This window comes from Rhizobium sp. RCC_161_2, assembly GCF_041355235.1.
Classification (GTDB): Bacteria; Pseudomonadota; Alphaproteobacteria; order Rhizobiales; family Rhizobiaceae; genus Rhizobium.
Genome location: NZ_JBFUPL010000009.1, coordinates 1 through 14317 on the forward strand (window position 1 = coordinate 1; position 14317 = coordinate 14317).

Genomic DNA, 14317 nt, shown 5'->3' on the forward strand with positions numbered 1-14317 from the left:
CCGGTTCCCGGTGGTGTCGGGCCGATGACCATCGCCATGCTGATGGCCAATACCGTCATTGCCGCTCATCGGGCTGCTGGAAAACTAGTACCGAAGTTCTGACTGCGAATGTTGCCAGATAGGCCGACAAAAAACTTGAGGATCGGCTTGCCACGGCGCGAAAGACGAATATAGTCAGGAAATAAATATTCCATAGAAGAAAATGAGGGAACGGAAATGGCATTATCATGGCGTTTCTCCGCCTTGGCGGACCGGCATCGCGCCCTGGGATCGAAACTCGAGGACTGGAGCGGCATGGGAACCGCCTGGACCTATGAGAAGGACATGTCGGAAGAGCATGTCGCGATCCGCACCAAGGCTGGCATCATGGATGTTTCCGGTCTGAAGAAGGTGCATCTGGTCGGCCCGCATGCGATCGCCGTCCTCGACTCTATCACTACCCGCGACATGTCGAAGATCTATCCCGGCCGCTCGGTCTATGCGGCCATGCTGAACGATCGCGGCTATTTCACCGATGACTGCATCGTCTACCGCACCGGCCCGAACTCCTGGATGCTGGTTCACGGCTCTGGCTCCGGCCACGAAGAATTGGTCAAGCAGGCAGCGGGCCGCAACTGCGCCGTCCTCTTCGACGACGATCTGCACGATCTGTCGCTGCAGGGACCGGTCGCGGTCGATTATCTCGCCAAATATGTGCCCGGCATCCGCGACCTCAAATATTTCCACCACATGCAGACGACGCTGTTCGGCGCGCCGGTGATGATCTCGCGCACCGGCTATACCGGCGAGCGCGGCTACGAGATCTTCGTGCGCGGCCAGGACGCACCGATGGTCTGGGACCGCATCGTCGCGGAAGGCAAGGAGATGGGGATCATCCCCTGCTGCTTCAGCGTCCTCGACATGCTGCGCGTTGAAAGCTACCTGCTCTTCTATCCCTACGACAATTCGCAGATGTATCCCTTCGCCGACCAGCCGCCCGGCGACAGCCTCTGGGAGCTCGGGCTCGATTTCACCGTCAGCCCCGGCAAGACCGGATTCCGGGGTGCCGAGGAACATGCTCGCCTCAAAGGCAAGGAACGCTTCAAGATTTTCGGCATGCTGATCGATGCCGACGGTCCCGCCGATCTCGGCGACGAGGTCTTTGCCGATGGCAAGAAAGTCGGCGTCATCACCTGCCCGTGCTATTCGGCGCTGACGAAGAAATCCATGGCGATCGCCCGCCTCGATGTCGACAAGGCGGTTCAGGGCACGAAGCTCGAGGTGCGCGGCAAGAGCTTGAAGGCGAGCGCAATTGCCCACACGCTGCCCTTCGATGATCCGGAAAAGAAGAAGAGGACGGCCGTGGGTTGAGGAGGCGCGCCTATGCTCGTCGAAGGCATCAAGAGCCGACCGGTCTATAAGGGCCTCTCCATCCAGCCGCACGCCCGGCGACACATTTTTGCGCTTGAAGGCGAGGGGGCAAATGCCCTCCTTGACCAGAAGTCCTCACTTGACGATACCGTCCTGTCGCGTAGCGAGATCCTTTATGTCGCCCGCGGTTCGCAGGGCAAGGGTCACGACGAGACCTTGCGCCGGCTCGGCGCCGATATGTTCTTTACAGCGCCGACGATCGCGACACTGCTCTTTCGTCTGAAAGGGTCGCTTGCGACAGCCCATATGGGCACGCGGCTTTATATCGCCGGCACGGAGGGCTTCATTGGTCAAGCGATGATGGTGGCGCTCGACTACGGCATGGACCATGCCTCTGTTATCACGGAGCATCGTGGTTCGCTGGCGCGCCGCGTGCAATGCGTCCATTGCAAGGGTATCACCGAGGATGTCACCCACAGTCCCTTTGCCTGCGGCCATTGCGGACTTCCGCTCTTGGTGCGCGATCATTATTCGCGTCGCCTCGGCGCTTTCCAGGGCGTCAATATCGATGCGGAAGAGCCCGGTAGCGCGCCTGATCCAGAGGAGTTGTTCCTGTGAGCGGTGGTACTGAAATTCCCGTCCGTGTGGCCAAGGTGACGCCGATCGCCCACCGCATCAAGCGCTTCCGTTTCGAACGCCTTGACGGCAAGCCCATGCCTTATTTCTCCGGCGGCGCTCATGTCATCGTCTCGATGAATGATGATGGTCATATCAGACGCAACGCCTATTCGCTGATGTCGCCGCCGCATGATTGCTCGGGCTATGAGGTCAGCGTGCTGCATGTCGAGGATTCGCGTGGTGGTTCCACCTTCATGCATGAGAAGGTCAGCGAAGGTGACGAGCTGAAGGTCAGCTATCCGGTCAATCTCTTCCAGCCGGACTGGCGCGGCCGCAAGCATTTGCTGATCGCCGGTGGCATCGGCATCACGCCCTTTATCGCCATGATGGAGCAGTTTTCCCGTGAGGGCGCCAATTTCGAGCTGCATTATGCCGTGCGCTCGCTCGATCGCGGCGCCTATTGCCAGGATCTCGTCGCGCGCTACGGTCCGCATCGGGTGAAGATCTATTGCGATGCGGAAAAGAACTACATTCCGCTCGCCCGCCTGCTCGAAAGCCAGCCGCTCGGCACGCACCTCTATGTTTGCGGCCCCTCGGGCATGATCGACGGCGTGCTGAAAACAGGGCTTGAGGCCGGCTGGCCGGAACAGAACCTGCATTCCGAGCGCTTCCTCTCATCGCAACCCGGCAAGCCCTTCTCGATTGAGCTGATGCGCTCCGCCAAGACAGTGCATGTCGGCCATCATGAGAGCATGCTGGAGGCGATCGAGGCAGCCGGTGTCGATGCGCCCTTCCTCTGTCGTGGCGGCGCCTGCGGCCAATGCGAGACGGCGGTTGCAGCCTGCGAGGGCAAGCTTCTGCATCATGACGTCTATCTGACTGACGAAGAAAAGGCCTCTGGCCGCAAGGTGATGATCTGTGTCTCCCGCTTCGAGGGAAACACGCTGCATCTCGACCTCTAGGCACCGAACCGATACCCAGGAGAACGGACATGGCAATCGCCTTCAAGCAGGAAACGTTCCGGGACGATTTCAGCTATCGCAACAGTCCGGAAAACATCCGGCGCTTTCCGTTCCCCTTCGACCGCGACGAGTACATGTATTCCGTCAACATGGAACCGCATATGAAGGGGCAGGCGGGCACGGTCTATGAAAGCCTGATCGACGTCGATGAGCATTACGTCGCCGAGATGCGCGACCGGGCACTGGTGCTGAAAGAGGATCCGCTGCGCTATCAGGCGCTGCCGCACATGATGTCGGCGCAATGGGATACGCTGGAACTGCTGATGGAGGAGCAGGCCGCCGGCTACCCCGAGCATTTCACGCTGATCAAGAACGGCGATCAATGGCGCTGGATCAACCGACCGCTCGGCATCGACGACACGTTCACCTTCGGTGACGCATCGACGCTGCCCTATGAGCCCTTCGAATACATCACTCGACAGGCCCAGGGCGATTTCTGCATCGTCGACCAGCGCGACAACAATCTCTGGATGGACGCCGGCATGGTGACGACCCAGGCCGACTGGTCGCTCGATTTCGATATCGGCATGAATTTCATGGAATGGCATGGTCCCGTGCCGCTCGCTCACCAGATCGGCGTCTTCGACCGCGCGCTGAAATTCCTGTTGAACCTGCAGCAGGGCAAGCCGACGCGTCGTTTCAACTGGACGATGACGATCAATCCGCGTCTCGACACCAGCCCGGAGAACTATCCGAAATGGGGTCCGGATCGCTTGACGGTGACGCCGCAGAATATCGGCGAGAAGGTGCATTTGCGTGTCGAGCTGCAGAGCCTCTGGCGCCTGCCGCGCTCGAACGCCATCCTCTTCGTCATTCGCTGCTATCTGATGAACATGGACGAGCTTGTGACCGTGCCGAAATGGGCGCGTCGCTTCCCGCGCGTGCTGCGCACGCTGCCGCCGGAACTTATCGACTACAAGGGCCTGACGCGGTTCCGCGAAATGACGATCGACTGGCTTTCCACATATGATGACGGCGCGCCGACCAGCCCCGGCACCTTCCCGGATTGACGCCAACGACGCGCCAAACGACCGCATACGATAAAAGTTCGATACAATCGAAAGGGGAATGCTTCATGACAAGAGTTGCCGTCATCGGCGCCGGTCCTTCCGGCTTGGCCCAGTTGCGGGCCTTCCAATCGGCGGCCCAGAAGGGCGCCGAGATCCCGGAGGTCGTCTGCTACGAGAAACAGTCCGACTGGGGCGGGCTTTGGAACTACACCTGGCGCACCGGCCTCGACGAATATGGCGAGCCGGTTCACGGCAGCATGTATCGCTACCTCTGGTCGAACGGCCCGAAAGAATGCCTGGAATTTGCCGACTATACGTTTGAGGAGCATTTCGGCAAGCCGATCGCCTCCTATCCGCCGCGCGCCGTTCTCTGGGACTATATTAAGGGCCGCGTCGAGAAGGCCGATGTCCGCAAATGGGTGCGCTTCAGCACGCCGGTTCGCATGGTGCGTTTCGACGAGGAGACGAAGAAGTTCACGGTGACGGCGCATGATCGCGTCGAGGACCGGATGTACGACGAGGAATTCGACTATGTCGTCGTCGCCAACGGTCACTTCTCGACGCCGAACGTGCCCTATTTCGAGGGCGTGAAGACTTTCAACGGCCGTGTGCTGCATGCCCATGACTTCCGCGATGCGCTGGAATTCAAGGACAAGAATGTGCTGATCGTTGGCCGCAGCTATTCGGCTGAGGATATTGGTTCGCAATGCTGGAAATACGGCGCGAAATCAGTGACGACGAGCTACCGCTCGAAGCCAATGGGTTTCAAATGGCCGGAGAATTTCGAAGAGCGGCCGCTGCTGACCAAGCTTGAAAACAAGACGGCGCACTTCCTAGACGGCTCGAAAAAGGAAGTGGATGCGCTGATCCTGTGCACCGGATATCAGCACCATTTCCCCTTCCTGCCCGACGAACTGCGCCTGAAGACCGCCAACCGTCTGTGGGCCGATCACTTGTACAAGGGCGTGATCTTCGACAAGAACCCGCAGCTCTTCTACATCGGCATGCAGGACCAGTTCTATACCTTCAACATGTTCGACGTGCAGGCCTGGTGGGCGCGCGACGTGATGATGGGCCGCATCAAGCTGCCCTCGGAAGAGGAGCTGAAGGCGAATTTCGACATGTGGCGTGCCCGTGAGGAGACGCTCGAAGATGCCGAGCAGATGATCTGGTATCAGGGCGACTATGTGAAGGAGTTGCTTGCCGAGACCGACTATCCGAGCTTCGATATCGAGGGCACGAACAAGACCTTCATGGAATGGGAGCACCACAAGGCGGAAAACGTTATGGGCTTCCGCGACCATGCCTATCGCTCGCTGATGACCGGCAACATGTCGCCGACGCATCACACGCCCTGGGTCGAGGCGCTTGACGATTCCATGGAGGAATATTTGCGGAATTGATGCCTTCCCAAGCGTTGCGTAACCGGCAAGGGTCGCTCATCGCGGCCCTTGCCGGCGTGTTTGAGATGAGACGAAGCAATTTGATCCGCAACTCCTTTTTCTTCGGGCATGGTCGTCATGGATTTCCAAACAAGCATTCTTGGCCGCATGAACGGCTTTCTCTATCGCTGCCGCGCGGATGAAAATTATACGATGCTGGAGATGACTGATGGCATCGAGCGTGTCTTCGGCTATCCAGCAGATGAGATCATCGGTAATCGGACACGAACATTCACCTCCATCATGTGCGAAGACGACGTGCCGCTCATGGATGAGGTTGTCGGCAGGGCGCTGGAAAGCCACACCGACTGGACGATGGAATACCGAATTCGCCACCACGAGGGCCATTTCATCTGGGTGACGGAGACCGGCGGCGGCGTGTGGGACGAGACCGGAGAGCTGCTTTATCTCGAAGGCAGCATCATCAATATCGAGTCGCTCTATCAGCGCATCGACGAGCAGACCGCCGACATGCGGGTGACGGCCTCCAAGACCGGCGAGATATTGCAGTCACTGCGCTACCTGAAACTGCTCGCGGTCAATGCCGGCATCGAGGCCGCGAGAGCGGGAACGGCGGGGTCCGGTTTTGCGGTGCTGGCGGCGGAAATGCGCACACTCGCCAATTCCTCGGAAGAGGCGGCGCGCGCGATCTCGAATGCCCAGCGTAAGGCAGAATAAGTAATAGATTACGAACGCGGCCGCGTCTTCTGCGGGTCGTAATGCGATAGCGGCACGACGGTGGCCGGCAGACGCTTCTGATGGCCGTCGAGCTTGCCGATCTCGACCTGAGTGCCGACACCCGCATGCTGAACGTCGATACGGGCGAGCGCGATTGTCTTACCGAGGATCGGCGAGCGCATGGCGCTGGTGATGACGCCGACCTGCGCGCGGCCGATATGGATGCAGTCGCCATGGCCGACCGCTTCATTGGCCTGAACGTCGAGGCCGACCATCAGATGACGCGGGTTTTCCTTGCGGCGGAGCAGCGCCTCGCGACCGATAAAATCATCCTGCTTGGATTTTAGCGGCACGGTGAAGCCGATACCGGCCTCGAAAGGATCGGTCTGGTCGGTGAATTCATGATGGGCGAAGATCAGGCCCGCCTCGATGCGGACCATGTCCAGCGCTTCGAGCCCCATCGGCTTCAGGCCATAGGGTTCGCCGGCCTTCCAGACGGCATCGAAGACGGTAAGCGCGTCCTTCGGATGACAGAAGATCTCGTAGCCTAGCTCGCCGGTATAGCCGGTGCGCGAGACGACGACTGGCGCACCTTCGAAACCACCGATGCGACCGACGGCGAAGCGGAACCATTCGAGTTCGCCGATCGTTGGCTGGCGCGGCGCGGTCCAGATGATCTCCTTCAGGATATCGCGGCTTTTCGGACCTTGGAGAGCGATATTGTGCATCTGGTCGGTCGATGAGCGGACCCATGCCTTGAAGCCCTTCTTCTCCGCCTGCTCGCGCAGCCATATGCCGCTATAGTCATCTCCGCCGATCCAGCGGAAATTCTTGTCGGCGAGGCGGAAAAGCGTGCCGTCGTCGATCATCCCACCGTTTTCATAGCACATGGCGGAATAGACGACCTGGCCGGTCGACAGCTTGCGGACGTCGCGCGTCAGGCAATATTGCAGCAGCTCCTCCGCGTCCGGTCCGGTCACTTCGAATTTGCGCAGCGGCGAGAGATCGATGATGACGGCTCGTTCGCGGCAGGCCCAATATTCCTCGACCGACCCTTCGGAAGAAAACCGGTTCGGCAGCCAAAAGCCGCGATATTCGGTGTAGTCCCGCGTGAGGGCGGAGAGGCGGGGGTGGAACGCGGTTTCGCGCGTCAGTTCGGCGTCGGCGTCAGGGGTCATGCGATAGGCTACCGCTCGTGTGAATTTCTCTTTTTCGGAAAAGGTGCGGACGTGGATATCCGTCGGATCCCAGCCGTTCGCCGCGTCGATGTCGTCGGGGCAGGAGGAGGAGACACAGACGAGATCGGTCAGCGCCCGCATCAGCACATAGTCGCCCGGCCGCGACCAGGGTTCGTCGAGATAGAGCTGATTATTGTGGTCGATATTGGTGTTGTAGAAATAGTTGAGCGCTTCCCAGCCCTTGCGGCCGGCAATGCCGTAGGGCGCGAGCGCCGCGTTGAAGTTGTCGGTGCAATTCACATGACCGGGATAGCCCATGTCGTCGTAGTAGCGTGAATTGCAGGCCGTCGCGAAGGCATCGTGGCGGCCGACCGTGTCCTGCACGACCTCCACCAGCGGCTCGAAATCGCGGTCAAAGGCTTTCGAGGGCAGGCCGGGGGCGGGATAGCTGCGGCCGAGCAGGGTGCGGGTGACGGTGGAATCAAGCGCGAGATCGAGCCCCTTGTCCACCTTGCGGGCGGCAAAGGCCTGGAAGTCGGTGCATTGTCGGCCATAGACGTCGATGATCTGGATGAACTCGCCGGCGCGGACGAAATAGGCAGACGCCGTCGCCGCCCTGATCCGGATATCCTCGATCGGGTCGGCCAGCGGCTCCGGCAATGCGGAGGCATAGTCACGAATGAGTTGGCTGCGCCGGATCTTGACCTCGATCGGCGTTACAGTCTCCTGCGCCTCCGGCGACATTGGGTCGCCCGGAGCGGCGACAATCAGCAGGCCTTTCAGCGTGATGGTGAACTCAGCCGTGCTGCCGGGCGTCGATGCTGCTCCGAAGAGGTTAACAGCGCCGGCCTTGGCGAGATCGGCACCACGCCGCTGTAAGGCGGCGCGCGTGCGCTGGGCACTTCCCTCCTCGGAGGACAAAATGGATTTGAGGCCATCGGCCTGACCGGTGAAGGCCGTGCCGAGGCCGGCCGCTTGAAATCGGCCCTTCTCGTCAAGGAAGGACAGCTCGCAGGCCTGGCCGCCCTCGCTGTCGGTCACCGTGACATGGTCGCCCGGTTCGACACGCAGGACCAGCGATCCGCCGCCCTTGCAACGGTAACGCTCGGTGTTCGGCGGCAACGCCGGAATGCCGGGATAGTGAATGATGCTGGCCGAAACGGGCCGCACTCCGGCAGTCGTCGGATGAAGATCTCGCATGCAACCCTCTCGGGGAGTGATGTGCCTCCCGGCACTCGAGTCATGCTGACAAAATGCCTTCCGAAAGTAAAGGGATATTGACTAAAAAGAAAATATCTTCACTATCTATAAAGGGCCGAGACTCGGAAATCCGTGCAGGAAACACGGATCTTCAAAACCACCGACGGGCCCGAAATGCCATGGGAGGCACGTTCAGGGAGACGTACGACAGATACGTCCGGAACAATAAATGGGGAACTGCACCGATGACGGATATTGTGGACGCCAGCGCTCCTGCTGGCACCGAAGGTAAGCTTATACGCGCGCTCGACTGGAAGGGCGCGTTCTGGGTGGCTGCGGGCGTGCCGCCGCTTGTTCTTTTCTCCATCGGCGGTATTGCCGGCACGACGGGCAAGCTTGCCTTCGCCGTCTGGATCATTTCGATGGTCATGGGGTTCCTGCAATCCTTCACCTACGCGGAAATCGCCGGCATGTTCGGCAACAAATCCGGCGGCGCCTCGGTCTATGGCGCCACCGCATGGCTGCGTTATTCGAAGTTCATCGCGCCGCTCTCCGTCTGGTGCAACTGGTTTGCCTGGTCGCCGGTGCTTTCGCTCGGCTGCGCCATCGCGGCCGGCTATATTCTCAACGCCTTTTACCCGATCCCGGCGGCGGATTCGCAGGCTGTGGTCGCCTGGATCAGCGCGCACGCCACATCCATCGCGGCCGATAGCCCCCGCGTTGCCGAATACATCGCCGCCCATGCCGGCACGGCGCCGGCGGATGCCGTTACCGCGCTGTTGAGCGCCGACGGCGTTGCCGCGCTGACGCCAGCGATCCGCAGCTGGTCGCTCGTCAGCTTCAACATTCCCTTCCTTGCGACTGCCAACGTCAATGCCACCTTCTTCATTGGCGGCATCCTGATGCTGATCATCTTCGCGATCCAGCATCGCGGCATCTCGGAAACGGCGAGTGTCCAGAAATGGCTGGCGATCATCGTTCTGGTGCCGCTGCTGATCATCGGCCTCTATCCGATTGTCAGCGGCCAGATCCTCGCCTCCAACGTCACCGGCCTCGTGCCGCCGACAGCCGCCTATGCCGGCTCAGACGGCACCTGGAGCAATGGGGGCTGGACGCTCTTCCTTGGCGGCCTCTATATTGCGGCATGGTCGACCTACGGCTTCGAAACCGCCGTTTGCTACACGCGCGAGCTCAAGAACCCGAAGACCGACACCTTCAAGGCGATTTTCTATTCCGGCCTTGTCTGCTGCCTGTTCTTCTTCCTCGTGCCCTTCGCCTTCCAAGGCGTGCTTGGCCATGCCGGCATGCTGGCGCCCGGCATCGTCGACGGCACCGGTGTCGCGGAAGCGCTCGGCGGCCTGATCGGCGCCGGCCGTATCGTCACCCAGCTTCTCGTCATCCTGATGATCCTGGCGCTCTTCCTCGCCATCATGACGGCGATGGCCGGTTCTTCGCGCACGCTCTACCAGGGCTCGAAGGACGGTTGGCTGCCGAAATATCTCGACCATGTGAACGAGAACGGCGCGCCAACTAGGGCAATGTGGACGGACTTCGCCTTCAATCTCTGCCTTCTGGCGATCGCATCCGATGCAAGCGGCTACTTCTTCGTGCTGGCCGTCTCCAATGTCGGCTACATCATCTTCAACTTCCTGAACCTCAACTCCGGCTGGATCCACCGCATGGACTCCGGCCATATCGAGCGTCCGTGGAAGGCGCCGACCTGGCTGATCGGCCTCAACACCATCCTCGCCTTCGTCAATGCCCTCTTCCTCGGCGCCGGCGCCAAGGTCTGGGGCTACGCCAACGCGCTTTGGGTTGGTTTCGCCTTTGCGGCCCTGATCCTGCCGGTTTTCGCCTATCGGCATTATGTGCGCGACGGCGGCAAGTTCCCGGCAGGCGCCATGGACGATCTCGGCCTGGTCGGCCAGGATCTCGGCGTCAAGAAGGCAGGCATTCTGCCCTATCTGGCAATCGCCGGCGGCCTTGCCATCGTGCTGTTCGCCAACTGGTTCTTCCAGCTGCCGGCGTAGGGAAGGATTGATGAAATAATGTCGATCCCCGTTGCGGTGAATCGCAGCGGGGATTTTCCTTTTACTCTTTCCGGCCGGCTCCATCGTGAGCTGCGCAGAACGGAATTCTAATCATGATGGGTGCTGAGCATGGTTCCCGTCAGGGGACGGTTTCCACGTCGGTTTGTCGGAATTCATCCGCCGTTGCGAGGATCGGAACGCCATAATATTTGGCGCAGGCATAATGCAGGCAATCGCCGAGATTGAGCCCATGACGTCCCGAGCGATAGCGGTGTGCGGCCGAAAGGGCGAGACGGGTCGTTTCCCGTGCCGGCGGCAGATCGCGGATTTCAATGCCGCGCTCGTCGATGAATTCCAGAAGCAGAGCCTCGACCGCTTCCACCGAAAGATCGAATTTGTCCGGACGGGCAAGGCCGAGTGCTGCTTCCAGAACAGCGACCGGCGAGGTCATCGGGCTTTTCGCCGATGCGATCGCCTTCGAAACTCTCTCCGCCTCCGGCTCGTCGGAGAGAAGGGCGATGATGGCGCAGGCATCGACGAACACTAGCTTTCATCCCACATGGCATCGAATACTTCACGCGGAAGCGGTTTCTGGGCCTGATTGTGGAGGGCAATCCCGTGCTTTTCGCGGAGCCGCATCGCCGTTTGGCGCGGCGTCTCTGCATTGCTGCGCTTTGCGATGGCTTCCTTCATGGCAATGACAATGGCATCGGAGATACTGACGCCGGCCATATGCGCGAATTTGCGTGTCAGCGCATCCGCTTCACGATTGTTGACATTGATGGCCATGACCACCTCCATGTAGATGGATTTTGATTTTAATGTAGATCACGTGCGTGCTGATTCCAAGAGCGCGTGCCAACTACTGCCCCTTATGCCATATTGTTAGTTCTTGTTAGGGCTGCTATAAATAGCTGATGAAAACCGAGCCCATGAAAACCCTTACCATATCCCTTTCGCCTCAGCAGGTGGCGCGTCTGCACGGCGCTGTTGAATCCGGAGCCTATGCCTCCAATAGCGAGGTGGTTCGAGATGCCCTGCGTTTATGGGAGCAGCGCGAAGAAATTCGTCTCTTGGAAATCAACCGTCTCAAGAGAGCATATGACGAGGGCATGGCAAGTGGCGAAGGCCGTGAGGTCGATGCCAAAACCCTTCTGGCGGAGTTGAAGGCGGAAATCCGTCGCGGTGGCTAAATACATTCTAAGCCCCAAGGCAGAGGAAGATCTGCGCCAGATATGGCGTACAATCGCGCCGGACAATGAACGGGCAGCGGATGCTCTTCTCACGCGGATTTTGGACAAGGCCGAGCTTGCGGCAGGACAACCTCTCATGGGGTCTCCTCGGCCGGAATTGAGCCCCCGGCGCGAATCCTCATGAGGGGCGTTATGTCGTCATCTACGAGCCGATGCCTTACGGGATCTTTGTCGTTGCGGTCGTCTATGGGCCACGCGACGTTGAAAACTGGTTGCGCTGAGACAGGCTCTAGTGCCTGATATCGGGACTGAGAGCAAGTCTGCGCAGCCCGGAAAATTGCATCCTATCGATGGGCGGAAAGCACCGCCTCGCGCGACAGATACCCGACCCTCTCACCGCTCTCCGCCTTGACGTCGAGCCCCTGCAGGTCGTCGGCAAGGATCAACGCCAGGGCGTCGTGAAGACTGGCGCGGGGGCTGATGGAGACAGCGGAAACCTCAGTTGCGGGCGGCGTCATGACGCTTGCCACCTCGATCAGGCTCAGCCGCTTGATTGCCCGGTCCGGTCCGAGGAAGCTTTCCACGAAGTCGTTTGCGGGACGGGCAAGGATCGCTTCCGGCGTATCATATTGCAGCAGGCGGCCGTCGCGCATGATGGCGATGCGGTCGCCCATCTTGATCGCCTCGTCGATATCGTGGGTGACGATGACCACGGTCTTGCTGACTTTTTTCAGAATCTGCCGGAACTCGTCCTGCAGCCGCACGCGGGTGATGGGGTCGATCGCGCCGAACGGCTCATCCATCAGCATGATGGCGGGATCGGCGGCGAGCGCCCGGGCAAAGCCGACGCGCTGCCGCTGTCCGCCGGAAAGCTCGTGCGGCAGGCGGCGGCGCATGATCGCCGGATCGAGGCCGACCAGGTCGAGAAGCTCGTCGATGCGGCGGTCCGTCCTTGCCTTGTCCCAGCCGAGCAGGCGCGGCACGGTCGCGACATTGCGGGCGATCGTCATATGCGGGAAAAGCCCCACCTGCTGGATGACATAGCCGATGCTGCGGCGAAGCTGCTTCTGATCGGTCTCCGCCACATCACGCCCATTGACCAGCACGCGGCCGCGCGTCGGCGTTTCCAGCCGGTTGATCATCCGCATGGTCGTCGTCTTGCCGCAGCCGGAGGGGCCGATCAGCGCGACGGTCGTGCCAGTTTCGATCTCAAGCTCAAGGGCGTCGACGGCGTGGCGCTCGCTTCCCTCGTAGTTCTTGGTGACGTGGTCGAGTCGTATCATGGCAATGGCCTTCCGCGGTCATCGTCTTTGAGTGAAAAATCGCTCCAGCCAGCCGAAGATGAGTTCGGCGAGGATGGCGAGAAGGGCGATGGGAAGTGCACCGACCAGCAGGCGCGGCATGTTCATGATGGCGATGCCGGCATTGATGAAATCACCGAGCCCGCCGCCGCCGATGAAGGAGGCAAGGGCCGCGCCCCCGATCACTTGGATGGCACTCGTTCGCACGCCCGCGAGGATTGAGGGCACGGAAAGCGGGGCTTCGATCTGCCAGAGGATATCGCGGCGTCCCATGCCCATGCCGCTGGCGGCGTCGAGAAGGGCAGGGTCGATTTCGCGGATGCCGACGATGGTGTTGAGCAGGAGCGGCGGCACCGCCAGCACGATGAGGGCGATGACCGAGGGCAGGAGGCCTATGCCGAGGAAGGGCATGGCTGCCGAGAGGATCGCCAGGCTTGGAATGGAGCGCAGCGAACCGGCTATGTTGACGGCGACGAAGGCGGCGCGCGGCATTCTGGCGACGAGGAAGCCGAGCGGGATCGCAATGACCAGTGCGATGCCGAGCGAGATCGCACACATCAGCATGTGGCGGTTGAAGGCGCTGAAGAAGGTGCCGGGATTGCTGGCGATCCAGTGGAAGGCGTCGATCAGGATCATCCTGTCTGCCTCCCGCTGCGACGGCGGAGCATCTTTTCGATCGCCGCGAAGAGATAGTCGGTGAAAAGCGCCAGCGCCGAGGTGAGCAGGCCGCCGGCGAGGATCTTTTCCGGAAAGCGCTGGTCGATGCCCTCGAAGATGATCACGCCGAGACCGCCGGCATTGATATAGGCTGCAACGGTGGCAATGCCGATCACCGTAACCATGGCGATGCGGATGCCGCCGACGATGAAGGGCATGGCGAGCGGCAGCTCAATTTCCCAGATGCGCCTGATGGTCCCGTATCCCATGCCGTGCGCGGCATCCAGCACGTCGCGGGGGATGGCCTGGAAGCCAAGCCCGATGTTGCGGATGAGGATCATCAGCGAATAGGCCGCAAGGCCGGTGATGGCGGGCGCCGCGCCGATGCCGAGGGTCGGAATGAGCAGGGCGAAAAGCGCAAGGCTCGGCACGGCGAAGAGGACACCGGTCACAATGACGATGGCGCTGAAGGTGCGGGGCTTGCGTGCCGCCCATATGCCGACAATCAACGAGATGATCAGGGCGATTCCGACGGACGATAAGACGAGATAGAGATGTTCCAGCAGGGCTTCGGCCAGCCGATCGATATTCTTCGGAACCCACTTCATCGGCTGGCTCCCTTGCTGGAGCGATGGCGG

The 14317-nt window shown here is 60.6% G+C and carries 15 protein-coding genes and 1 pseudogene; 10 read left to right on the forward strand and 6 right to left on the reverse strand.

The window, feature by feature from the left end; translation table 11 throughout:
* From AB6803_RS21830 to AB6803_RS21860, 7 genes and pseudogenes are all read left to right on the forward strand, one after another.
* Positions 1 to 102: pseudogene (locus AB6803_RS21830) on the forward strand (bifunctional methylenetetrahydrofolate dehydrogenase/methenyltetrahydrofolate cyclohydrolase); the annotation flags it as partial.
* A gap of 114 nt (positions 103 to 216) precedes the next feature.
* A complete protein-coding gene (locus tag AB6803_RS21835) occupies positions 217 to 1350 on the forward strand; it encodes an aminomethyltransferase family protein (protein ID WP_007697319.1) in 1134 nt (377 codons plus the stop codon).
* Between the two features lie 12 nt (positions 1351 to 1362).
* Positions 1363 to 1968, forward strand: coding sequence for a dimethylamine monooxygenase subunit DmmA family protein (locus tag AB6803_RS21840; protein ID WP_371110858.1), 606 nt, complete (start codon positions 1363 to 1365; stop codon positions 1966 to 1968).
* Positions 1965 to 2930 carry a 2Fe-2S iron-sulfur cluster-binding protein gene (locus AB6803_RS21845; RefSeq protein ID WP_371110859.1) on the forward strand — a complete coding sequence of 322 codons (966 nt, stop codon included), beginning with the start codon at positions 1965 to 1967 and terminating at the stop codon, positions 2928 to 2930. Before AB6803_RS21840 ends, AB6803_RS21845 begins: the two co-directional genes overlap by 4 nt.
* A gap of 29 nt (positions 2931 to 2959) precedes the next feature.
* Positions 2960 to 4000 (forward strand): DUF3445 domain-containing protein, encoded by a 1041-nt coding sequence (locus AB6803_RS21850; protein WP_371110860.1) that lies wholly within the window; start codon positions 2960 to 2962, stop codon positions 3998 to 4000.
* A 65-nt stretch (positions 4001 to 4065) separates the two neighbouring features.
* Positions 4066 to 5403, forward strand: coding sequence for an NAD(P)-binding domain-containing protein (locus AB6803_RS21855; protein WP_371110861.1), 1338 nt, complete (start codon positions 4066 to 4068; stop codon positions 5401 to 5403).
* A 117-nt stretch (positions 5404 to 5520) separates the two neighbouring features.
* The gene (locus tag AB6803_RS21860; protein WP_371110862.1) at positions 5521 to 6120 is read left to right on the forward strand and encodes a PAS domain-containing protein; all 600 of its coding nucleotides are present in this window, start codon (positions 5521 to 5523) and stop codon (positions 6118 to 6120) included.
* An 8-nt stretch (positions 6121 to 6128) separates the two neighbouring features.
* On the opposite strand, the gene AB6803_RS21865 is transcribed toward AB6803_RS21860, so the two are convergent.
* Positions 6129 to 8498, reverse strand: coding sequence for a DUF1989 domain-containing protein (locus AB6803_RS21865; protein ID WP_371110863.1), 2370 nt, complete (start codon positions 8496 to 8498; stop codon positions 6129 to 6131).
* 245 nt (positions 8499 to 8743) lie between these two features.
* On the opposite strand from AB6803_RS21865, the gene AB6803_RS21870 reads away from it, so the two are divergent.
* Positions 8744 to 10528 (forward strand): APC family permease, encoded by a 1785-nt coding sequence (locus tag AB6803_RS21870; protein WP_371110864.1) that lies wholly within the window; start codon positions 8744 to 8746, stop codon positions 10526 to 10528.
* Between the two features lie 139 nt (positions 10529 to 10667).
* Here AB6803_RS21870 and AB6803_RS21875 read toward each other — a convergent pair whose 3' ends face one another.
* Positions 10668 to 11072, reverse strand: a complete 405-nt coding sequence (locus AB6803_RS21875; RefSeq protein WP_371110865.1) for a type II toxin-antitoxin system VapC family toxin — start codon at positions 11070 to 11072, stop codon at positions 10668 to 10670.
* Positions 11072 to 11317 (reverse strand): type II toxin-antitoxin system VapB family antitoxin, encoded by a 246-nt coding sequence (locus tag AB6803_RS21880; RefSeq protein ID WP_371110866.1) that lies wholly within the window; start codon positions 11315 to 11317, stop codon positions 11072 to 11074. The genes AB6803_RS21875 and AB6803_RS21880 overlap by 1 nt, the downstream gene beginning before the upstream one ends.
* Before the next feature lie 143 nt (positions 11318 to 11460).
* On the opposite strand from AB6803_RS21880, the gene AB6803_RS21885 reads away from it, so the two are divergent.
* Both AB6803_RS21885 and AB6803_RS21890 read left to right on the forward strand, forming a co-directional pair.
* Positions 11461 to 11721, forward strand: coding sequence for a type II toxin-antitoxin system ParD family antitoxin (locus AB6803_RS21885; protein WP_174006681.1), 261 nt, complete (start codon positions 11461 to 11463; stop codon positions 11719 to 11721).
* Positions 11714 to 11905, forward strand: coding sequence for a type II toxin-antitoxin system RelE/ParE family toxin (locus tag AB6803_RS21890; protein WP_371110867.1), 192 nt, complete (start codon positions 11714 to 11716; stop codon positions 11903 to 11905). The genes AB6803_RS21885 and AB6803_RS21890 overlap by 8 nt, the downstream gene beginning before the upstream one ends.
* 160 nt (positions 11906 to 12065) lie before the next feature.
* On the opposite strand, the gene AB6803_RS21895 is transcribed toward AB6803_RS21890, so the two are convergent.
* From AB6803_RS21895 to AB6803_RS21905, 3 genes are read right to left on the reverse strand one after another with little or no spacing between them, the layout of a single operon-like run.
* The gene (locus AB6803_RS21895; protein WP_371110868.1) at positions 12066 to 13004 is read right to left on the reverse strand and encodes an ABC transporter ATP-binding protein; all 939 of its coding nucleotides are present in this window, start codon (positions 13002 to 13004) and stop codon (positions 12066 to 12068) included.
* An 18-nt stretch (positions 13005 to 13022) separates the two neighbouring features.
* On the reverse strand, positions 13023 to 13658 hold the full coding sequence (locus AB6803_RS21900; protein WP_371110869.1) for an ABC transporter permease: 636 nt from the start codon (positions 13656 to 13658) through the stop codon (positions 13023 to 13025).
* Positions 13655 to 14287 (reverse strand): ABC transporter permease, encoded by a 633-nt coding sequence (locus AB6803_RS21905; protein ID WP_371110870.1) that lies wholly within the window; start codon positions 14285 to 14287, stop codon positions 13655 to 13657. The genes AB6803_RS21900 and AB6803_RS21905 overlap by 4 nt, the downstream gene beginning before the upstream one ends.
* Positions 14288 to 14317 lie beyond the last annotated feature (30 nt).

Excerpts from the sequence above, each read along its gene's own strand:
- AB6803_RS21870 (WP_371110864.1), top strand. The coding sequence starts at position 8,744 with ATGACGGATATTGTGGACGCCAGCGCTCCTGCTGGCACCGAAGGTAAG.
- AB6803_RS21850 (WP_371110860.1), top strand. The coding sequence starts at position 2,960 with ATGGCAATCGCCTTCAAGCAGGAAACGTTCCGGGACGATTTCAGCTAT.
- AB6803_RS21840 (WP_371110858.1), top strand. The coding sequence starts at position 1,363 with ATGCTCGTCGAAGGCATCAAGAGCCGACCGGTCTATAAGGGCCTCTCC.
- AB6803_RS21905 (WP_371110870.1), bottom strand. The coding sequence starts at position 14,287 with ATGAAGTGGGTTCCGAAGAATATCGATCGGCTGGCCGAAGCCCTGCTG.
- AB6803_RS21865 (WP_371110863.1), bottom strand. The coding sequence starts at position 8,498 with ATGCGAGATCTTCATCCGACGACTGCCGGAGTGCGGCCCGTTTCGGCC.
- AB6803_RS21855 (WP_371110861.1), top strand. The coding sequence starts at position 4,066 with ATGACAAGAGTTGCCGTCATCGGCGCCGGTCCTTCCGGCTTGGCCCAG.
- AB6803_RS21835 (WP_007697319.1), top strand. The coding sequence starts at position 217 with ATGGCATTATCATGGCGTTTCTCCGCCTTGGCGGACCGGCATCGCGCC.
- AB6803_RS21880 (WP_371110866.1), bottom strand. The coding sequence starts at position 11,317 with ATGGCCATCAATGTCAACAATCGTGAAGCGGATGCGCTGACACGCAAA.
- AB6803_RS21860 (WP_371110862.1), top strand. The coding sequence starts at position 5,521 with ATGGATTTCCAAACAAGCATTCTTGGCCGCATGAACGGCTTTCTCTAT.
- AB6803_RS21885 (WP_174006681.1), top strand. The coding sequence starts at position 11,461 with ATGAAAACCCTTACCATATCCCTTTCGCCTCAGCAGGTGGCGCGTCTG.
- AB6803_RS21900 (WP_371110869.1), bottom strand. The coding sequence starts at position 13,658 with ATGATCCTGATCGACGCCTTCCACTGGATCGCCAGCAATCCCGGCACC.
- AB6803_RS21895 (WP_371110868.1), bottom strand. The coding sequence starts at position 13,004 with ATGATACGACTCGACCACGTCACCAAGAACTACGAGGGAAGCGAGCGC.